Origin of the sequence: Streptomyces carpinensis, from assembly GCF_002154505.1 — a bacterium.
In the GTDB taxonomy this organism is placed as follows: domain Bacteria; phylum Actinomycetota; class Actinomycetes; order Streptomycetales; family Streptomycetaceae; genus Streptomyces; species Streptomyces carpinensis.
In genome coordinates this window covers 14,919-33,715 of the sequence record NZ_MUBM01000370.1, presented here as the reverse complement: position 1 = coordinate 33,715, position 18,797 = coordinate 14,919, and the positions used below count along the sequence as shown (strand labels likewise).

Sequence of the window (18,797 nt, the reverse complement as noted above, 5' to 3'; positions counted from 1 at the left end):
GTCAGGAGGGCTGTGCGACGAGCAGCGGGCGCAGTGCTCCGCCGCGCAGCCGCTGAACCAGGGGCGTGCAGAACCGGTAGGCCAGCAGGACGACGATCAGCGAGACGAGGCTGCCGACGAAGGCGCCGACGGCGACGTCGTGCGGGTAGTGGGCGCCGACGTAGACCCGGGAGGCGCCCATCACCACGGCGGCGAGCAAGGCGACGGAGCCCAGCCACCGGCTGACCATCAGCAGCGCGACCGCGAACGCGAAGGCGACCGTGGTGTGGTTGCTGGGGAAGGCGTAGTCGTCGACCGGAGGGCACGCCTCGATCAGGAAGTCGTGGGGGAGGGCCCGGCAGGGGCGCGGCTCCTGGAAGACGTCCTTGATCCCGCTGTTGACGACGTAGGCGAAGACGACCGCGAAGGGCGTGGCCAGCACGGCGGCCATGGTCGAGTCCCTCTGCCGCCGGGCCCCCCACCAGGCGGCGAGCAGGAAGACCACGAACAGACCCATGCCGACGGAGGAGTAGGCCGCCGCTGCCCCGTTCAGCCAGTGCGTGTGGCGGGCGAAGTCGGTGACGTCGGTGTAGAGGCCGCCGTCGATGGACGCGCCGTCGAGCGCCAGGGTGGTCGGGGAGGAAGTCGTCATCAGGTGGATCTCCGGGCCGGTGTCTCAGTGCGGAAGAGCGCTTCGGCGAACGCTCATGGATGCAGAGCTGGAATCCTCGTGAAGTCCGATCGGCGGACAGGTGAACGTCTACAGGTGGGTAGACGTTAGCAGCCGGGGAACAGGTTGCATCGAGGAGGCGGTCGGTGGCCGCCCGGCCGGCGTCTCCGTCCTCGAGGCCCGCACCGTGGTCGGCGCAGGGGCACGGCCGGCGCGATGGGGGTGATGTGCGGCAGCCCGCCTGCCATGAGCAACTCCGCGACGTGAGCGGGCCTTTGAGGGCAGGATGGGACTCTTCCGGTGCGGCGCGGCCGGCCGTGGCGCTGCGCCGCGCCCGGACGCCGCGTGACGCGGGACCACAAAGGTCCGCACGCGGAGCACGCGTACGGACCCATATGACGAAAGGCACGGCAGATGACTGAGAACAGCGCCCCGACCGGAGTGGTCTCGTATCCCCTGGGCCGGGTCGTCGGCGGGCGGGAGGAGGTCCGCGACGACGACTGGGGTGGTGTGGAGGCCGTGATCCGCCTGGACGCGGACCGCTTCGGCCCGGACGCGCTGGCCGGCCTGGACGCCTTCTCCCACCTGGAGGTCGTCTACCACTTCGACCGGGTTCCGGTGGAGAAGATCGAGACCGGTGCCCGCCACCCGCGAGGCAACACCGACTGGCCGCTGGTGGGGATCTTCGCCCAGCGCGGCAAGAACCGGCCCAACCGCATCGGCGTCTCCCGCTGCCGCCTGCTCAAGGTCGACGGCCTGGACGTGCACGTGCGCGGCCTGGACGCGGTCGACGGCACCCCCGTGCTCGACATCAAGCCCTACATGACCGAGTTCGGCCCCCAGGACGTCCCCACCACCCAGCCCGCCTGGGCCACCGACATCATGCGCCGCTACTACTGAGGGGTTCCGCGGGGCTCGGCCTGGCCCTGGTTCAGTGGGCCATCTGTCCGGCCCTGTCCAGCCCTGGACGTGGGCGACGTGGTGGTCGGCGAACACCGTCGGGAGGACGAAGCCGGCGATCCGGATGACCGTGGCGGAGACCGAGTGGCCGTGTCCGGCGTGCCCGAGGAGAGGGACGGGAGTCGCCGTGCACGCCCGGGTACGGCCTCCGGTTCAACGCGATGCGCCGCGAATGGGCCGAGTGGGCCGCCGAGCCGAGCGAGTAGGGGGGCGCGGGCGACGCGGCAGGTCTCAGCCCTGGGCGGGGCGCGTGTCAGGCCGGAGCCGGAAGGAGACGGCTTCCATCAGGCGCTTGCGCTGGGTCTTCTGGACCGCGGCGATGCGCCACCGGCCGTCGGACTCGCGCACGACCGTGTAGGTGGCGAGCTTGCCCAGCCGCTTGGGCCTGCGCCTGCCGGCGTCGCCGCGGGTGAGGACGACGGCGGTGTCGGCGCCGTGGAAGAGGACGTCCGTGATCTCGACGGTCAGTTCGGTGTCCTTGAGGAACCCGTCGAACAGGGCCTGGTGGGCGCGACCGATCTCGTGCCCGCCCCGGTAGACGGTGCCGGCGAAGGTCACGTCGGTGGCGTCGTCGGTGAAGCACCGGCCGTAGGCGGTCCCGTCGCCGCGGTTCCACGCCGTGCGGCTCTCCTCCAGGAGGGTGCGGATCGCGGCCGTGTCCGTGTCGCGTGCGGAATGTGCGTTCATCGAGTCCCCCTCATGATAGCTTCGCGAATGAAGTTACTTCGCAAGAGATTTCTCTTCTCAAGAGAAGAGATTATGGAATGGGTGAGCCAGTGTCAACGCCACCGATGCGGTCCGACGCGAGTGAGGCCTACCGCCGGTATCTGAGTGCCGTGATGCTGCACGGCCAGGCGAGTGCCAGGGCCTGCGAGCTCGGCGCCACCGACCTGTACGCGCTGAACATCCTGCGGCTGTCCGGCGCGTTGTCCCCGGGCGAGCTCGGTGGACGCGCGGGTCTGACGACCGGGCCGACCACCCGCCTGATCGACAGGCTGGAGCGGGCGGGCTACGTCCGCCGCGTTCCCGACGCCAGGGACAGGCGCAAGGTCATCGTCGAGCCGATCGGCACGCCCGTCGACCTCGACCGCGTCATGGCTCCCGCACGGCAGAAGGTCGGCGAGATCCTGGAGGGCTACACGCCCGAGCAGCTCGACGTCCTCTTCGACTACTTCGACCGCGCGGCCCTGGCCTACCGGGAGGCCGCCGAAGAGCTGTCGGCGGCCGGGGCGGACACCGACGGCTGAACCGGCCCGCTCGCGCCGGCTCGCCGGCTCCGCACGGAACCCGCCGTCTGCGCCGAATCCGCCGTCTCAGGCGGCCCGGCCGCCGATCGAGGCAAGGGCCGTGGAGACCGTCCTGCGCGGGAGCGCAGATTGACCGCGTAGGCGAGGTGGCCATCAGTTCGGCGGTGTCCGCGAGCTCGACGGGCGGATCCGGCTGTCCGTGTCCCCGGCGGCGCGCAGCGCGGAGCTGACCCCGCACGACCTCGCCTGATCCGAACGAAAGACCCTAGCCCGTCCGGCGGAGGTGCGAGCGCCGCGAGGTGCGTGCCGGGGCGGCGCGGGGGAAGCCTGGCGACAGACCACCGCCCGCCCGGCCGCACCCGCCCGGAGGAAGGACGCCCGCCGTGCCCGAGCTGCCGGACGTCGAGGGATTCCGGAAGGTGCTCGAGTCCTGCGTGAAGGGAAGAACCGTCGAGCGTGTCGACGTGCGCGACGCGGGCGTCCTGCACGGGATCAGCGCACGACGACTGCGCGAGGCGCTGGAGGGCCGGCGGTTCGCCGCGCCGGAGCGGCACGGGAAGTGGCTGCTCGCCCGCACCGGCGACGGACCCACCCTCATGCTGCACTTCGGCATGACCGGCCGGTTGGTGTGCGGCAGTCCCGAGGACGCGGCCGAGGCCCATGACCGCGTGCTGTTCACCGTGAGCGGCGGCCGTCAGCTGCGCTACCGCGACCAGCGCAAACTCCAGGGCCTGTGGCTGGCCTACGACGACCGCGACGTGGCCCGGAGGCTGGAGCGCCAGGGCCCCGACGCGCTGGCGGTCGGCCCCGAGGAGTTCGAGGCCGCGCTCTCCTCCCGTCGCGGCCACATCAAAACCGCCCTCACCGACCAGTCCGTACTCGCCGGCCTCGGCAATCTGCTCGCCGACGAGGTCCTGTGGCGCGCCGGGCTGCGCCCCGACGTCCGAGCCCAGGACCTCACCGGGGCCGACCGCCGACGCCTGTACACCCACATGCGCCGCACCCTGCGCTCCGCGGTCACCGCCGGCTGCGTCCCGCCGCGCGACTCCTGGCTCACCGGCCACCGCGACGCCCCCGACCCGACCTGCCCACGCTGCGGCACCCATCTGCGCCGCACCCGTCTGGCAGGCCGGGGCACGGTGTGGTGCCCGCAGTGCCAGCCGGGCGCGTCCTGAGCCCTGGTGACGGGCGGCGAACCGCAAGAACCCCGCAGGGGCTCCCCGGCGCCCGGCGGGTCTACCGTGGTCCTGAGGGCTCCGTCGGGTCATGGAGCCCGGCGCGAAGTGCTCGGCTTCGCCGGACCGTGCTGCCCGTCCTGGGGGCGCCATGAAAGTCGAACTGATCCAAAGGGCCGCCGACGTTCTCTTCGACGTGCGGGACGAGATGCACGAAGAGATCATCACGCTCATCGACGCGGTCACCCACGACACCGGGACGCAGGCGCCGGACCTGGCGGCCGTGTTCGGGAACTGGTGCTGGCTGGTCTACACGGTCCACGGCGACGTGGTGGAAGTGCTGGACGTCGGCTGCGCGCAGTGACGGCGGGGCGCCGTTTCCCGGCCGGTACGGCGGGAACCCGTGGGGCACCCTGCGGAAGGGGAGGACGCCGTGCTCGACACCGACCAGGCCCGCATCAGGGCCAAGGCGCTGCCCCTGACGGACGAGGCGTCGCTGGACCCGCTGATGGACCGCATCGGCGACGCCCGCTACGTGCTGCTCGGCGAGGCGTCCCACGGCACCGCCGACTACTACCGGGTGCGGGCCGTACTGACGCGCCGGCTCATCGAGGAGAAGGGCTTCTCCTTCGTCGCGGTGGAGGGCGACTGGCCGGACTGCCAGGCGGTGCACTGCTCCGTGGTCGGCGCACCGGGCGCGTCCGAGGACCCCGGTGAGGTGCTGGCGGACTTCCGGCGCTGGCCGACGTGGATGTGGGGCAACACCGACGTGGTCGCCTTCACCCGGTGGCTGCGCCGGCACAACGAGCAGCGGCCGGCGGGGCACCGCGTCGGCTTCTTCGGGCTCGACGTCTACAGCCTGTGGGAGTCGCTGCACGCGGTGCTCGCCCATCTGCGCGAGCACGATCCCGACCGGGTGGAGCACGCCCTGGAGGCGTACCGCTGCTTCGAGCCGTACACCGAGGACCCGCAGTCGTACGCGCTTGCCACCCGTTACGTGCCCGAGGGCTGCGAGCCGCAGGTCGTCTCCCTGCTCACGGAGCTGCGGCGACAGGCCGCGCAGGCGGCCGCCCCGGACGGCTCGCTCGCCGAGTTCGCCGCCCGGCAGAACGCCGAGGTGCTCGCCGGTGCCGAGCGCTACTACCGGGCCATGCTCGACAGCGGGCCCGACTCCTGGAACATCCGCGACCACCACATGACCGACACCCTGGACCGGCTGATGGACCACTACGGCCCCGACGCCAAGGCCGTGGTGTGGGAGCACAACACCCACATCGGGGACGCCCGCGCCACGGACATGGCCGACACCGGCATGGTCAACGTCGGTCAACTGGTGCGCGAACGCCATATGGGCGCGGGCGTGGTGCTGGTCGGTTTCGGCTCCCACTCCGGCACCGTGATCGCCGCGGACGCGTGGGGCGAGGTGCCCAGGGTCATGGGGGTGCCGCCGGCGCACGCCGGAAGCCTGGAGGACCTGCTGCACCGGGCGCTGCCCGGCGAGCGGGCGCTGTTCGTCTTTCCCCATGTGCAGTTCCAGCGGCCGCCGGCCAGTGGCCGGGGCGAGTGGTACCACGAGGAGCACGGGCACCGCGCGATCGGCGTGGTCTACCGCCCGCGCTTCGAGAGCGTGGCCAATTACGTCCCCACCGTGCTGGCCGAGCGCTACGACGCCTTCTGCTACCTCGACTGCACCCACGCGCTCACGCCGCTGCACCCCCTGGCGGCGGAGAGCCGGGAGGAACAGACCTGGCCCGTGGGTGTGTGAGTGACGCACCCTGCGGGGCGTACGTTTCGCCGATCCGCCGCCCGGTGCGCCGCCTCAGGCGCCGTAGCCGCTCACTGCTTCTCGTGCGCCGTCTCCCGCGCGGAGCGCAGCCGGCCCTCGCACCACCGCTTGGCCACGGCGGCGACCTCTTCCAGGGCCCCGCGCTCCTCGAACAGGTGCGTGGCGCCCGGGACGACGTGCAGGGCGTGCGGGGCCCGCAGATACCGGGCCGCCTCCTCGTTGAGCTGCGCCACCTCGGTGTCCTGGTCGCCGACGATGAGCAGCACCGGTGCCCTCACCTGCGTCAGGGCGTCACCCGCCAGATCGGGCCGGCCGCCGCGCGACACCACGGTCAGCACCCGGTCCGGCCGCTGGGTCGCGGCCACCAGGGCCGCGGCGGCGCCCGTACTCGCGCCGAACAGCACGACCGGAAGCCCTCGGCTGTCGGGCTGCGTGTCCAGCCAGTCGATCGCGCCCACGAGCCGCCGGCCGAGGAACGGGATGTCGAAGCGGTGTTCGGCGGTCAGCGCGTCGTGCCGCTCCTCCCGTTCGCTCAGAAGGTCCATCAGCAGCGTCCCGAGTCCGGCGGTGCGCAGCTCGGCGGCCACCTTCCGGTTGCGCGAACTGTGCCGGGAGCTGCCGCTGCCGTGCGCGAACAGCACCACGCCCCGCGCCGGGGTCGGGACGACGAGGTCGCCGGGAAGCGTGGCGTCTTGCGTGTGCACCAGAACCAGCTCGGAGATCATCGTCATCAGCTTCTTCCGCGTCTTGCGGCCTTGCGGATCGGTACGGCCTTGACGTCACCACCGCGTACCCACCATTGCGGGAGCGAACGCCCGACCGGGCGAAGCCGGTGTCGGCGGCCGACGGAGGCGTGACCGGCCGGCGCCGCCCGCCCGGTCCACCCGTCCGGCCCGCTCGGCCGCGATCAGGAACCGCGGCACCCGTCGCGCACCGTGGCGGCTAGGATCCCGGCCATGGCCCTGACCATGACCGACGTGGACCGGTTCGAGGCGTCCAGGCCCCGCCTGGAGGCCATCGCCTACCGCCTCCTCGGCTCCGCGAGCGAGGCCGAGGACGCCGCACAGGAGACGTTCCTGCGCTGGCAGGCCGCCGACGTCGACCGGATCGAGGTCCCCGAGGCCTGGCTGACGAAGGTCCTCACCAACCTGTGCCTCAACCAGCTCGCCTCGGCCCGCGCGCGCCGCGAGACCTATGTGGGCCAGTGGCTCCCCGAGCCGCTGCTCGCCGGGGACCCGATGCTCGGTCCGGCCGACACCGCCGAACAGCGCGAATCGGTCTCGTACGCGGTCCTCGCCCTGCTGGAGCGCCTTTCGCCGGGCGAGCGGGCGGTGTACGTGCTGCGGGAGGCCTTCGACTACCCGCACCGGGAGATCGCCGAGATCCTCGACATCACCGAGGCGGCCAGCCAGCAGATCTTCCACCGCGCCAAGAAGCACGTCGCGGACGGCAAGGCCCGCACCGAGATCGACGAGGCCGCCGTCCGGCGGATCGTGGACGAGTTCCTCGCCGCCGCCACCAGCGGCCGGACCGAGCCGCTCGTCCGGCTGCTCACCCAGGACGCCGTCGCGATCGGCGACGGCGGCGGGAAGGTCCCGGCTCGGGCCAAGGCGTTCGAGGGCGCCCTCGCGGTCGCGAAGTTCATGCGGGGCCTGTTCAAGCCCAGCGAGGCCAAGCGCGCCCTGGCCGGGGGCTCGCCCGAGGTCTACGCCATGACCGCCAACGGCGACCCCGCCCTCGTGGCGGTCGTCGGCGGGCGGGTCGTCGGCGTCATGTGCCTGCAGATCACCGCCGAGGGCATCGCCGGGTTCCGCAACCAGGTCAACCCCGACAAGCTCGAACGCGCGACCCAGCGGTGGGCGGCCTCCGACCACGGCGAACCCCTGCTCGAGGCCGCCTTCTGACCCCTCCGACCCGGATGTGAGGTGCTTCACACCACGTTCCTGTCAGGAAACGGCGGGCCGCCCGGTTCAAGGTGCGAACCCGCTGAAGACAGGAGCGAGGAAATGCAGCACCGCATCATCGTCCTCGGAGCCGGATACGCCGGAGCCATCGCCGCCGGGCGCCTCGCCAAGCGGCTGCACCGCGAGGACGTCTCCATCACCCTCGTCAACGCCGAACCCGACTTCGTCGAGCGCGTCCGGATGCACCAGCTCGCCACGGGCCAGCACCTCAAGCCCCGGCCCTTCAGCGAGATGTTCGCGGGCACCGGCGTCGAACTGAGGCTCGCGAAGGTCACCGGCGTCGACGCCGACCGCAAGGCCGTCACCGTCCTCGACGCGGAGGGCACCGAGGAACTGGAGTACGACACCCTCGTCTTCGCCCTCGGCAGCGGCTGGAACGACCAGGGCGTCCCCGGCACCGCCGAGCACGCCCACGAGATCGCCTCTCGCCCCGGAGCGCTCCGGCTGCGCGAGCGCCTGGCCCGCTTGGAGGCCGGAGAGCCCGTGGTCGTGGTCGGCGGTGGCCTGACCGGCGTGGAGGCCGCGACCGAGCTCGCCGAGGCCCGTCCGGACCTCGACATCGCCCTCGCCGCCCGTGGCGCCCTCGGTGACTGGCTCTCGCCCAAGGGCCGCGGCCACCTGCGGAAGGTCTTCGGCCGGCTCGGCATCACCGTGCACGAACACGCCGCCGTCACCGCCGTGGCGGCCGACCACGTCACCACCGCGGACGGCGCCTCGCTCCCGGCCGCGGTCACCGTGTGGACCACCGGCTTCGCCGTCCACCCGGTCGCACAGGCCACCACCCTGGAGGTCACCGGCACCGGCCAGATCGTGGTCGACCGGTCCATGCGTTCGGTCTCGCACCCGGACGTCTACGCCATCGGCGACGCGGCCATGGTGACGGGTCCCGGCGACAAGCCGCTGCGCATGTCGTGCGCCTCGGGCGTGCCCACCGCCTGGCAGGCCGCCGACGCCATCGCGGCCCGGCTGACCGGCGGCAAGGTCCCGACCACCCCCCTGCGCTACTTCAACCAGTGCATCTCCCTGGGCCGCCGGGAGGGCCTGATCCAGTACGTCACCGCCGACGACCGCGCCGTCCGCGCGGCCCTGACGGGACGGCTCGCCGCCGTCTACAAGGAGCTGGTCTGCAAAGGCGCCGCCTGGAGCATCGCCAACCCGACACTCGGGATGCCGACCCGCCGCCGCCGCGTCGTCCAGGAGCCGGCCCAGGCGGCATCGACGGTCCAGGCCGCGGCCTGAGGATCTCGGTCGGGCAGGGGGCCGGGCGCCGACCGCGTCGCCCGCGGAACGGATGCCTCGGCCCCGGCGCCGAGACCCCGATCCGGCACTTCCTCCGCGGGCAGGAACCGGCCCCCACCCCGGACAGGCGTCCGTGAGTTCCGGCTGCCCAACTCGACCCTGCACAAGGGCACATGAGTGTCATCATGGAGCTGTGCACGGTAGCCGCGGGCCGAGTTATCACAGGGGTCGACTGATGGGCAGTGAGAGCGTGGCTGTTGCCGGAGGGCTGGCCGAGACGATCGAGGCGTTGCGGGCCGAGCTGACGGCGGCGATGGCCCAGGGCGACGGACAGCCCCTGCGATTCGAACTCGGGCCGGTGGACATCGAATTGGCGCTCGCCATCACCCGTGAGGGATCGGGTGACGGCGGGCTGCGGTTCGGGGTGGTGTCGTTCGGCGCGGCCGCGAAGGCGGCGTCGGAGACGACGCATCGGTTGTCGCTCACACTCAACCCGGTGGCGGCGCGCGACGACGGGCCCGTGCGGGTGAGCGCGGACGTCGACGGCGAGCCGCGTTGAGGGGGACCCGGACGTGCCGTTGAGCGCCGAGCGTGTCGCCGAGGTGTTCGATCCCTCCGCCAGAACGGTTGGTTCGGGATGGTTCGTCACGCCGCAGCTCGTACTCACGGTCTGGCACGCCGTCGGGGGCACCGCCCGCGACGGCGAGCCCGCGCCCGGCGAACCGCCGCCGCGTCGCCCCTTGTCACCGGCGGCCCTGGACGAGCTGGCCCGCGACCGCGCGAGATGCCGGGTGCGGGCTCTGGCGGACGCCCGCAGGGGGCATTCCTTCCGTGACGCGGTGACCGTCTGGTGGCGGCCGGAGTGCGACATGGCGCTGCTGCTGGTCACAGACGTCCACCAGCCCGCGTCCCGGGCCGGGTGGGCGCCGACGTACTGGGCCGATCTCACCTCCGCCGACCCGGTCGACGTCACCGCCGTCGGTTTCCCCGACCACGACGTGGTGAGCGGGATGCGCGAGTCACGGCAGTTCAGCGGGATCGTGCATCCGCTGTCCGGCGTACGGTCCGGGCAGTGGGTCATCACGACCAGCGCGCTGGCCCGGCCCACCCCGGGCAGCGGCTGGGCGGGGATGTCCGGTGCGGCGCTGTTCGCCGGGGACCGGCTCGTGGGCATCGTCACCGCCGACGCCGGCGGGCGGTCCGGGCCGGTCGCCGAGCTGCGGGCCGTACCCGCGGCGGCGTTCGCGGACGATCCGGGCCTGACGGCCTGGATCCGGTGGGCCGGCGGAGCGGGCGTATGGGCACACGGCCGGGTCGAACGGCCGGAGCCGAGCCGCTCCGCACCCGCGGACATCCCGCCGCCCCGCCGTACGGCCGCGTCCTGGACCTCCCCGGTACGCGCCTGGCAGCTGCGGCGCCGTCGCCCGCTGCTCCCGCCCGAGCTGCTCGACGCCGCGCCCGCGGCCGACGCCGTACGCGACCGCGGCGGCCTCTCCTACCGGGCCGCCGAGCCGGGGGAGCTGGCCCGCGTCTACACCCAGCAGTACCTCGACACGACCACGGACCGGGACGCCGAGGGCCCGGCCGGGCCGCCCTCCCCGGGGAGCGAGGGCCGCCACCCCCTCCGGGTCACCGGGCAGCCGGTGTCCGTCGGCCGTCTCCTCACCGACCCCACGGTCCGGCACATCGTCGTCACCGGCCAGCCGGGCGTGGGCAAGTCCAGCCTGCTGGAGCACGTGGAGGTCACCGCCTGGCGGTGGTGGCGCACCGCGCCCCGGGGCCAGGAGCCCGCCAAGGCCCCCTTCGGGCCGCTGCTGCCGCTGCGGATCGCCGCGCGCGAACTGGTGGGCAGGGACTCCGTCGCCGCGGCCGTCCGGCCCCGGGCGCGGGTTCTGCTGGAGGCCGGCCCGCCCGTGCCGGGCGCCCGGGTCCTGGTACTGGTCGACGCGCTGGACGAGGTGACCCGGCCCGAGGACTGGCGGCAGGTGATGGAGCTACTGCTCACCACGGCCCGGGAGAGCACCGGCGGGCCCGGCATGGAGCGGCGCCTGATGCTGTCCACCCGCAGTCTGCACGACAGCACCTGGCGCAGCCTGACCAGCGTCGGCGTCACGGAGTTCCGCCTCCAGCCGTTCTCCGACGAGCAGTTGCAGCGGTTCGTCATGGCCCATCAGACGGGCGGCGCCGACCGGCTCGCCGACCCCGTGATCCACGAGCGGGCCGCGGTCCGTGCCGCGGAGTTCCTGGCGTACGTGCGCGCGAGCAACGTACTCGACCTGGTCCGGCTGCCCCTGCTCGCGCAGCTGGCGGTCGGCCAGTACTTCGACCCGGGCGGGCAGCCGCACCTGCGGGGCCGCCGCGTCGACCTGTACGCGCGCGCCGTGGCGGAGTTCCTCGGCCGTTTCCCGCAGCGGCAGGACCCGTACGAGCCCTGGCTGCGGGACCGTGTCGAGGAACTCCTCGGCCGGCTGCGCGAGCGCTACGCTCGGGACGCGCCCGGTCACGCCTCCGTCACCACCGCCCTGCGCGGCCTCCTCGGGGATCTGGCCGACACCTACCTGCGGGACGGCACGCCGTTACCCCGCGCCGCCGCCCGGCTGCTGACCGGCCGGCAGGACGACGACGACCCGTCCACGCACCGCACGGTCGCGGCGCTCCTCGACGCCACCGGACTCGTCGTCGACGTCCACGGGCCGGATCCCCGGTTCCTGCACCGCACGTTCGCCGAGTACCTGGCCGCGGAGCACTTCCGGGGCCGCCTCGGCAACGGCCCGGACGCCTGGGGCGACGCCCTGGCCGATGCCGACACCCGCGTCGCCGCGCTGTTCGCCTTCGATCGTCAGCCGGCCGAGCTGCAGCGCGAGCTGGCCCGCCGGCTGGCCGCCGACCCCCGGCGGGTGGAGCAGGCCGCGTGGCTGCTCGCGGAGGGCATGTGCGACGACGAGACCCGCGACCGGATTCTCGAGAAGCTGTGGCAGCACCCGGACGAGCGGGAGCCGGGCACGTCCCCGGTCGTCCAGGACTGGCAGCAGACCCATACGGCACTCGCCCACCTGCCCGCGCAGCAGCGCCGTCTGCACGACATGGCGACCGACCCCGACTCCGTGCCGATCGACCGGGTCAACGCCGCGGCCGCGCTGGCCGGCCACGATCCCCGCGGCACCGAGCTGCTGCGCGGTTTCGCCCGGGACCCGTCGTTCGCCCTGCAACTGCGGATCGGCGCGGCGGCCTACCTGGCGCACGCCGACCGGGAGACGGGCACCGAACTGCTCACCCGGTTCGCCGACGACACCACGTCCCGCTACTGCGCCCAGGCCGCCGCGCGGCTCGCGGAGCACGACACGCCCGGCGGCACCGCCCGGCTGCGCGCCCTGGTCGCCCATCCCCACTGCCCCCACCTGGCCCGCGTCGAGGCCGCCGTAGCACTGCGCGCCCACGACCGGGCCTCCGGAACCGACTGGCTGCGCCGGTTCGCCGCCGACGCGCACTTCTTCGCGGACTGCCGGGTGTTCGCGGCCGACGCGCTGGCCGCGTTCGCCGACCCGGGCGACCAGGAACGCACCGAGGCGACGCTGCTCCTCGAACGCATCGCCCGCGACGAGCGCGTCGACGTCGGCTACCGCGTCGAGGCCGCACACCGGCTCGCCCGCTACGACGCCGCCGGTGTCCCCCTGCTGCGTGACTTCGCCGACGGCGCCCTGCCCGGCCGTTACGGCTGCGACGCCGCGGTGCTGCTCGCGCAGCACGACCGGGAGGAGGGGGTGCGGATCCTGGGCGTCATCGCCCGCGGCACCGGCCAGGAAGCCCAGCACCGGCTGCGGGCGGCGGCCGAACTAGCCCACTACGAACCGGCCCAGGGCGAACCGCTGCTGGCCGGGCTGGCCCGGGAACCCGGCTGGGACGCCGGACCGCGCCTCCAGGCCGCCGTACTGCTGGCCCGCCGTGACCGGGAGGCAGGGCTGCTCCTGCTGCGTGAGCACGTCGCCGGGGCGACCGGCGAGAGGCGGGTGAGCGCCGCGCGCGCACTGGCGGGCGTGGACCGGGAGGAGGGGCTGCGCCTCCTGCGGGAGCTGGCGGACTCGCCGGACGCCGGACGCTCCGTACGGGTCCACGCGGCCAGCGCCATCGGCGACTTCGACCCGAAGCTGAAGGAGGCCACGCTGCGGAGACTCGGCGTGGACATCAGACCGGGCGGATGGTTCTCGGTGTGACGCAGCGGGAAAGCGCGTCCGTACGGCGTCCGGTCGCGGATGCGCACCAACGGGGAGGCGACGCAGGGTGATCCCACGTATCAGCGGTGGCTCGGATCCGGCCGGTCAGGCACGCAAGCTGGCACGCAAAGGCGACTGGCGCACCCTGTGGTGGCAGATCCTGTCCTCGCCGCTGCCGCAGGCGGCGGTCGCGGCGGCGCATCTCAAGCTCCGCAAGTGGACCCCGCCGTCGGACGCGGACGCCCGGCTCGCGGCCGTGCTCACCGCCATCGACACCAAGGAGGCGGCCCGGCTCGGCACGGACCTGTTCCGCCGTACGACCGTGACGCTGCCCACCACGATGGGCTTCGCGAACCCGGCCGGCTTCTGCGTCCGCCATCCGGTGCTGGCGCTCGACACCAGGGGCCGGGACCCGCACACCTCCCGCGTCGTCACGGTCGACCGCACGGGCGTGCGGAACACACTGTACGAAGGACCCGCGCAGCACTGGTCGTTGTGCGCGCTCGACGGCGAAACCGTCATCGCCCGACGTGAGTTCGACAGCGGCGGCTACCGCGGCGACACGGAGATCGTGGAGTACACCCCCGGCCGGGAGGCCGTCCTCGCCTCGGGAGGCGGGCTGCTGGACGCGGTCGTGGAGCCGACCGCCACGGGGTGGGTGGTCGGCACCAAGCTGCTCGGCGTCGCCTTCGCCGTCGCCGACGGCGAGCAGGAGCAGCTCGATCTGCGGGACTACGGCCTGCGCCGCGCCGACCTGTTCGCCGTCGACGCCACCGGCACCCGGATCGCCTTCGCGGAGGGCTCCCGGCTGCTGGTCACCGACAGCAGACTGCAGCCGTTGTACGACCTCGTGATGGAGTCCGTGCGGCACGGCGAGTTCAACGCGATCACCTTCACCGGGGACTCCATCGTCACCGCCGGCTGGGAGAAGGGCCTGTACCGCTGGCAGATCATCGGCGGCCGTATCCGGGGCCTGTACTCGGGCTGGGACTCCACACCGCGCACGATCTTCCGGCTCAACCCGGTGGCTTCCTGGGACCTGCTGGTCGCGGAGGGAGGCAACGTCAACTACCACTACGACATGTCCACCCTCGAGCGCACCGGCTCTCCGGAGTTCCTGGTGCCGACGGGCCCCGACAACAAGGACGACGACCTGCGCGGCTCGCGCGCCATCGGCAAGTTCGTGTCGGCGCCCTACGGACGGCTTGCGGTCTACGAGGGCGGGCTGGCGATCCCCACCCGGGGCTCGGACGCCTTCTACTCCACCGTCGTCCAGGACCTGGAGCACCCCCTCAACATCCTGGTGAAGCCGGTGCTCAGCCTGAACCCCGCCGACGCGGACCGGGTCCGCCCACACCTCGACCCCTCCCTCGGCACGGCGGCCACCTACCCCCTCACGGCGACCGAACGCGCCGTACTGGAGGCGGCGATGGCGGCCTGCGAGTGGGCCCCACAGGTCACCGGCCGCTGATCGTCGGCCCGTCCCGGCGAGGGAGGCGGCTCGCGCGGGGAGAGGCCGGAGGACGGTGTGGCGCCGGACGGCGCTGCGGAGGCGGCCGCCGGAGCCGTGGTGGCCCTGACCGCCGCACACGGCGCCCGGTCAGGGACGGCATGTGAGGCGCACGTGAGCCGCGGCGTTGTTGGCGTACCCCCGGGGGTTCCAGACGGTCACCGGGGACTCGGCCTGCACGGCCGCGGTGGAGTCCCAGGCGCGTGCGACGAGCTCGGTCTCGCCCGGGGGCAGGGTGAGCACGGTGCGCCAGTGCTGCCAGGTCCAGGGACTCTCCGGGGGATCGAGGTCGGCATGGGTCCAGGTGCTGCCGTGGTCGGCGGAGACGTCCACACGTGCCACCGTTCGGTTCTCCCCGGCGAAGGCGAACCCGCTGACCTCGGTCGGTCCGGCGGCCACACGCTCGTTCCCGCCGGGCCGCAGGATGGCGCAGTGGATGGCGACGGGGCCGAGCGTGATGCCGTCGCCCGGTCCGACGGCCTCGGGGTCGGCTTCGGGGGGCAGGACGCTGTACTCGGTCTGGAAGTGGTTGCCGGTCGGCTCGGCCTGTGCGCCGATGCGCTCGAGCCATTTGACGCTGCGGGCGCCGATCCAGCCGGGGACGACCACGCGCAGGGGGGCGCCGTGTGCGGCGGGCAGCGCCTGATCGTTCATGGCCCAGGCCAGGAGCACCTCGCCGGAGGCCGCCTTGGTCATCGGTATGGAGCCGCCGAAGGGCTGGGGCGGGTCGGCCTGCTGTGACACGTCGGCGCCGGTGAAGGCGATGTGGGCCGCTTGCGGCCGCACTCCGGCCTCGGCCAGCACGTCCGCCAGGCTCACCCCGCTCCATCGCGCGGTGGAGACGGCTCCCGGGCCCCAGGGGACCTGGCCGGGTATGTCACGGACCTCCATCAGATCGGCGCGGCGGTTGCCCGCACACTGCAGTGTCGCCACCACTGTCCGCTCGGTGAAGCGGCGCAGATCGTCCATGGACAGTTCCAGGGGACGATCGACCAGACCTTCCACCCGCAGCCGCCAGCTCGCGGAGTCGATGCGGGGGATCGGCGCGTGGTTGCGGCAGTAGAAGGCGTCCAGGGAGGTGATCGGAGCTGCGAGGGCGCCGGGAGGCGTTTCGGCGTTGTAGGGCTCCTCCTGGTGCACAAGCATGTCGTCACGTTTGTCCCATATGCCCATGCGGTCAATGTCCACCACATCGGCCACCTACGCCACCTTGGAGGCACCACTTCTCGGCCTCCGTGAGGTCCGCTGGGCGGCGTGCGTCCGAGCTCTTCGATATAGCGTTCACCTACATTCATTGCAACGAGCAAGGTAGAGTCTGTTGCGTTAAATCCTACACCGTTGCAACGATTTCTCGGCTTTCACCTGCGTAGATGCTGAGTTTGCGCAACGAATATCTTGCTGCACCTATGAATGCAACGTAGCGTTTCCGTCATCAGAAACGACGGGACGAAGGAGCGCACGATGCACAAGACCCAGAGCGCGACGCAGAGGTTCGACACCCCCGCCCCGGTCTCGGCCGTCCTCGACATCCCCGCGGGACGCATCCGGTTCATCGCCGCCGACCGGGCCGACACCACGGTCGAGATCCTGCCCGCGGGCACCTCCAAGAGCCGCGACGTGAAGGCGGCGGAGCAGACCGAGGTCGCATACGGCGACGGCGTCCTGCGGATCGAGGCCCAGCCGGCGAAGAACCGGTTCCTCGGCCCTTCCGGATCCGTCGAGGTGACCGTCCAGCTGCCCGCCGGCTCCCGCGTCGAGGCGAAGGCGGCCCTCGCCGAACTCCGGGGCGTCGGACGGCTCGGCGACGTCGTCTTCGAGGGCGCGCAGGCCTCGGTCAAGCTCGACGAGACCGCAAGCGCCCGCCTCACCCTCCAGGCCGGTGACGTCTCCGTCGGCCGGCTGGGCGGCCCCGCGGAGATCAGCGCTCAGAAGGGCGACCTCCACATCGCCGAGGCCGTGCGCGGCACGGTCACGCTGCGCACCCAGCAGGGCGACATCTCCGTGGGCGCCGCCCGCGGAGTCTCCGCCTCCCTGGACGCCGGCACCACCCACGGCCGGATCGACAACGCGCTCGAGAACACCGACGGCGGCGCCGCCGGCCTGAACATCCACGCGACCACCGCCCACGGCGACATCACCGCCCGCAGCCTGTAGATCCGCAGCCGGCAGAAGGGGGCACCTCTCATGACCGACCTGGCCATCGCGGCGAACGGGCTGCGCAAGTCCTACGGCGACAAGACCGTCCTGGACGGCGTCGACCTGGCCGTCCCGGAAGGAACGATCTTCTCCCTGCTCGGACCGAACGGCGCCGGCAAGACCACCGCCGTCAAGATCCTCTCCACCCTCGTTCCGCCCGATCCGGCCAGTGGCCGGATCCGTGTCGGCGGCCACGACCTCGCCACCGACGCGCAGGCCGTGCGCGCCGCGATCGGCGTCACCGGACAGTTCTCCGCCGTCGACGGCCTGATCACCGGCGAGGAGAACATGCTCCTCATGGCGGACCTGCACCACCTCTCCAAGCGCGAGGGACGGCAGGTCACCGCCGAGCTGCTGGAACGCTTCGACCTCACCGAGGCCGCCAAGAAGCCCGCCTCGACCTACTCCGGCGGCATGAAGCGGCGCCTCGACATCGCCATGACCCTGGTCGGAGGCCCGCGGATCATCTTCCTCGACGAGCCGACCACGGGCCTCGACCCGCGCTCCCGGCACAACATGTGGCAGATCATCCGCGAGCTCGTCACGGGTGGCGTCACGGTCTTCCTCACCACCCAGTACCTGGAGGAGGCCGACGAGCTCGCCGACCGCATCGCCGTGCTCCACGACGGCGAGATCGCCGCCCAGGGCACCGCCGAGGAGCTGAAGCGGATCGTCCCCGGCGGGCACGTGCGGCTCCGCTTCACCGACCCGGCCGCGTACCGGAGCGCCGCCTCCGCCCTGCGTGACGCCTCCCGGGACGAGGAGTCCCTCGCCCTGCGGATCCCCAGCGACGGCAGTCAGCGCGAGCTGCGCTCCATCCTCGACCGGCTGGACTCGGAGGGCATCGAGGCCGACGAGCTGACCGTGCACACCCCCGACCTCGACGACGTCTTCTTCGCCCTGACCGGCGGCGCCGGCATCCCCGACCAGCCCAAGGAGGCTGCCCGATGAGCACACCGCCGGCTCCCGCCCGCCCGGCCCGGATCTCCCTCGCCGTACGCGACTGCTCCACGATGCTGCGCCGCAACCTCCTGCACGCCCGGCGCTACCCGTCCCTCACACTGAACCTGCTGCTCACCCCGATCATGCTGTTGCTGCTGTTCGTCTACATCTTCGGCGACACCATGAGCGCGGGCATCGGCGGCGGCGGTCCGAACCGGTCCGAGTACATCGCCTACATCGTCCCGGGCCTGCTGCTGATGACCATCGGCAGCACCGTGGTCGGCACCGCGGTCTCCGTCTCCAACGACATGACCGAGGGCGTCATCGCCCGCTTCCGCACGATGGCGATCCACCGCGGCTCCGTGATCGTCGGACACGTCATCGGCAGCGTGCTGCAGTCGATCACGAGCGTGGTCCTCGTCGGCGCCGTCGCCGTGGCCATCGGCTTCCGCTCCACCGATGCCACCGTCCTGGAGTGGCTCGCCGCGTTCGGACTGCTCGTGCTCTTCGCCACGGCGCTCACCTGGATCGCGGTCGGCATGGGCCTGGTGAGCCCGAACGCCGAGGCCGCCGGCAACAACGCCATGCCCCTGATCCTGCTGCCGCTTCTGTCCAGCGCCTTCGTCCCCATCCACGCGATGCCGGGGTGGTTCCGACCGATCGCCGAATACCAGCCGTTCACGCCCGCCATCGAGACCCTGCGCGGCCTGCTGCTCGGCACCGGCATCGGCAACAACGGATGGCTCGCCGTCGTCTGGTGCCTGGGCCTCACGGTGCTCGGCTACCTGTGGTCGACCTCGAAGTTCAACAGCGACCCGAAGTAACCGCCATGACGACGCGGGCCGTCCCGCGACTCGTCCCACCCGAGGGCGGCGCACGCCGAAACCCGTCGGCGTACCCGCCCGATCGGGCACGCGG

Annotated in this window: 17 protein-coding genes; 13 read left to right on the top strand and 4 right to left on the bottom strand. The window is 72.7% G+C overall.

The window, feature by feature from the left end:
- Window position 1: 1 nt before the first annotated feature.
- A complete protein-coding gene (locus BZY54_RS38895) occupies window positions 2–631 on the bottom strand; it encodes a phosphatase PAP2 family protein (RefSeq protein WP_086730067.1) in 630 nt (209 codons plus the stop codon).
- A 432-nt stretch (window positions 632–1,063) separates the two neighbouring features.
- On the opposite strand from BZY54_RS38895, the gene BZY54_RS38890 reads away from it, so the two are divergent.
- Window positions 1,064–1,549, top strand: coding sequence for an SAM-dependent methyltransferase (locus BZY54_RS38890; protein WP_086730066.1), 486 nt, complete (start codon window positions 1,064–1,066; stop codon window positions 1,547–1,549).
- Between the two features lie 291 nt (window positions 1,550–1,840).
- Here BZY54_RS38890 and BZY54_RS38885 read toward each other — a convergent pair whose 3' ends face one another.
- Window positions 1,841–2,296 (bottom strand): SgcJ/EcaC family oxidoreductase, encoded by a 456-nt coding sequence (locus BZY54_RS38885; RefSeq protein ID WP_086730065.1) that lies wholly within the window; start codon window positions 2,294–2,296, stop codon window positions 1,841–1,843.
- A 104-nt stretch (window positions 2,297–2,400) separates the two neighbouring features.
- On the opposite strand from BZY54_RS38885, the gene BZY54_RS38880 reads away from it, so the two are divergent.
- The 4 genes from BZY54_RS38880 to BZY54_RS38865 all read left to right on the top strand — a co-directional run bounded on the left by BZY54_RS38880 (window position 2,401) and on the right by BZY54_RS38865 (window position 5,796).
- Window positions 2,401–2,856, top strand: coding sequence for a MarR family winged helix-turn-helix transcriptional regulator (locus BZY54_RS38880; RefSeq protein ID WP_086730064.1), 456 nt, complete (start codon window positions 2,401–2,403; stop codon window positions 2,854–2,856).
- A gap of 383 nt (window positions 2,857–3,239) precedes the next feature.
- Entirely contained in the window at window positions 3,240–4,031 is a 792-nt protein-coding gene (locus BZY54_RS38875; protein WP_086730063.1) for an Fpg/Nei family DNA glycosylase, read from the top strand.
- Window positions 4,032–4,182: 151 nt separating this feature from the next.
- Window positions 4,183–4,395: a hypothetical protein gene (locus BZY54_RS38870; RefSeq protein WP_086730062.1), complete on the top strand. Its 213-nt coding sequence runs from the start codon at window positions 4,183–4,185 to the stop codon at window positions 4,393–4,395.
- 69 nt (window positions 4,396–4,464) lie between these two features.
- Complete coding sequence (locus tag BZY54_RS38865; protein ID WP_244217545.1) at window positions 4,465–5,796, top strand: erythromycin esterase family protein; 1,332 nt, start codon at window positions 4,465–4,467, stop codon at window positions 5,794–5,796.
- A gap of 71 nt (window positions 5,797–5,867) precedes the next feature.
- On the opposite strand, the gene BZY54_RS38860 is transcribed toward BZY54_RS38865, so the two are convergent.
- Window positions 5,868–6,542 (bottom strand): dienelactone hydrolase family protein, encoded by a 675-nt coding sequence (locus tag BZY54_RS38860; RefSeq protein WP_086730072.1) that lies wholly within the window; start codon window positions 6,540–6,542, stop codon window positions 5,868–5,870.
- Between the two features lie 231 nt (window positions 6,543–6,773).
- On the opposite strand from BZY54_RS38860, the gene sigJ reads away from it, so the two are divergent.
- The 5 genes from sigJ to BZY54_RS38835 all read left to right on the top strand — a co-directional run bounded on the left by sigJ (window position 6,774) and on the right by BZY54_RS38835 (window position 14,702).
- Window positions 6,774–7,721 carry an RNA polymerase sigma factor SigJ gene (sigJ, locus tag BZY54_RS38855; RefSeq protein ID WP_086730061.1) on the top strand — a complete coding sequence of 316 codons (948 nt, stop codon included), beginning with the start codon at window positions 6,774–6,776 and terminating at the stop codon, window positions 7,719–7,721.
- A 102-nt stretch (window positions 7,722–7,823) separates the two neighbouring features.
- On the top strand, window positions 7,824–9,020 hold the full coding sequence (locus BZY54_RS38850) for an NAD(P)/FAD-dependent oxidoreductase (RefSeq protein WP_086730060.1): 1,197 nt from the start codon (window positions 7,824–7,826) through the stop codon (window positions 9,018–9,020).
- A 235-nt stretch (window positions 9,021–9,255) separates the two neighbouring features.
- Window positions 9,256–9,579 (top strand): trypco2 family protein, encoded by a 324-nt coding sequence (locus BZY54_RS38845; RefSeq protein WP_086730059.1) that lies wholly within the window; start codon window positions 9,256–9,258, stop codon window positions 9,577–9,579.
- 13 nt (window positions 9,580–9,592) lie between these two features.
- Window positions 9,593–13,231, top strand: coding sequence for a trypsin-like peptidase domain-containing protein (locus BZY54_RS38840; protein ID WP_158103984.1), 3,639 nt, complete (start codon window positions 9,593–9,595; stop codon window positions 13,229–13,231).
- A gap of 67 nt (window positions 13,232–13,298) precedes the next feature.
- Window positions 13,299–14,702 carry a hypothetical protein gene (locus BZY54_RS38835; RefSeq protein WP_086730057.1) on the top strand — a complete coding sequence of 468 codons (1,404 nt, stop codon included), beginning with the start codon at window positions 13,299–13,301 and terminating at the stop codon, window positions 14,700–14,702.
- A gap of 129 nt (window positions 14,703–14,831) precedes the next feature.
- Here the strand turns inward: BZY54_RS38835 and BZY54_RS38830 are convergent, their stop codons facing one another.
- Window positions 14,832–15,941 carry a sulfite oxidase gene (locus BZY54_RS38830; RefSeq protein ID WP_244217544.1) on the bottom strand — a complete coding sequence of 370 codons (1,110 nt, stop codon included), beginning with the start codon at window positions 15,939–15,941 and terminating at the stop codon, window positions 14,832–14,834.
- Between the two features lie 261 nt (window positions 15,942–16,202).
- Here BZY54_RS38830 and BZY54_RS38825 point away from each other — a divergent pair, with 261 nt between their 5' ends.
- Genes BZY54_RS38825 through BZY54_RS38815 form a run of 3 tightly spaced genes read left to right on the top strand, consistent with a single transcriptional unit; the run spans window position 16,203 to window position 18,703 of the window.
- On the top strand, window positions 16,203–16,895 hold the full coding sequence (locus tag BZY54_RS38825) for a DUF4097 family beta strand repeat-containing protein (protein WP_086730056.1): 693 nt from the start codon (window positions 16,203–16,205) through the stop codon (window positions 16,893–16,895).
- Between the two features lie 30 nt (window positions 16,896–16,925).
- Window positions 16,926–17,888 carry an ATP-binding cassette domain-containing protein gene (locus BZY54_RS38820; protein ID WP_086730055.1) on the top strand — a complete coding sequence of 321 codons (963 nt, stop codon included), beginning with the start codon at window positions 16,926–16,928 and terminating at the stop codon, window positions 17,886–17,888.
- Window positions 17,885–18,703: an ABC transporter permease gene (locus BZY54_RS38815; protein WP_086730054.1), complete on the top strand. Its 819-nt coding sequence runs from the start codon at window positions 17,885–17,887 to the stop codon at window positions 18,701–18,703. Before BZY54_RS38820 ends, BZY54_RS38815 begins: the two co-directional genes overlap by 4 nt.
- Window positions 18,704–18,797 lie beyond the last annotated feature (94 nt).

Coding starts and splice junctions, on each gene's coding strand:
- BZY54_RS38850 (WP_086730060.1), top strand. CDS start 7,824: ATGCAGCACCGCATCATCGTCCTCGGAGCCGGATACGCCGGAGCCATC.
- BZY54_RS38825 (WP_086730056.1), top strand. CDS start 16,203: ATGCACAAGACCCAGAGCGCGACGCAGAGGTTCGACACCCCCGCCCCG.
- BZY54_RS38870 (WP_086730062.1), top strand. CDS start 4,183: ATGAAAGTCGAACTGATCCAAAGGGCCGCCGACGTTCTCTTCGACGTG.
- sigJ (WP_086730061.1), top strand. CDS start 6,774: ATGGCCCTGACCATGACCGACGTGGACCGGTTCGAGGCGTCCAGGCCC.
- BZY54_RS38880 (WP_086730064.1), top strand. CDS start 2,401: ATGCGGTCCGACGCGAGTGAGGCCTACCGCCGGTATCTGAGTGCCGTG.
- BZY54_RS38820 (WP_086730055.1), top strand. CDS start 16,926: ATGACCGACCTGGCCATCGCGGCGAACGGGCTGCGCAAGTCCTACGGC.
- BZY54_RS38845 (WP_086730059.1), top strand. CDS start 9,256: ATGGGCAGTGAGAGCGTGGCTGTTGCCGGAGGGCTGGCCGAGACGATC.
- BZY54_RS38890 (WP_086730066.1), top strand. CDS start 1,064: ATGACTGAGAACAGCGCCCCGACCGGAGTGGTCTCGTATCCCCTGGGC.
- BZY54_RS38885 (WP_086730065.1), bottom strand. CDS start 2,296: ATGAACGCACATTCCGCACGCGACACGGACACGGCCGCGATCCGCACC.
- BZY54_RS38860 (WP_086730072.1), bottom strand. CDS start 6,542: ATGATCTCCGAGCTGGTTCTGGTGCACACGCAAGACGCCACGCTTCCC.
- BZY54_RS38815 (WP_086730054.1), top strand. CDS start 17,885: ATGAGCACACCGCCGGCTCCCGCCCGCCCGGCCCGGATCTCCCTCGCC.
- BZY54_RS38895 (WP_086730067.1), bottom strand. CDS start 631: ATGACGACTTCCTCCCCGACCACCCTGGCGCTCGACGGCGCGTCCATC.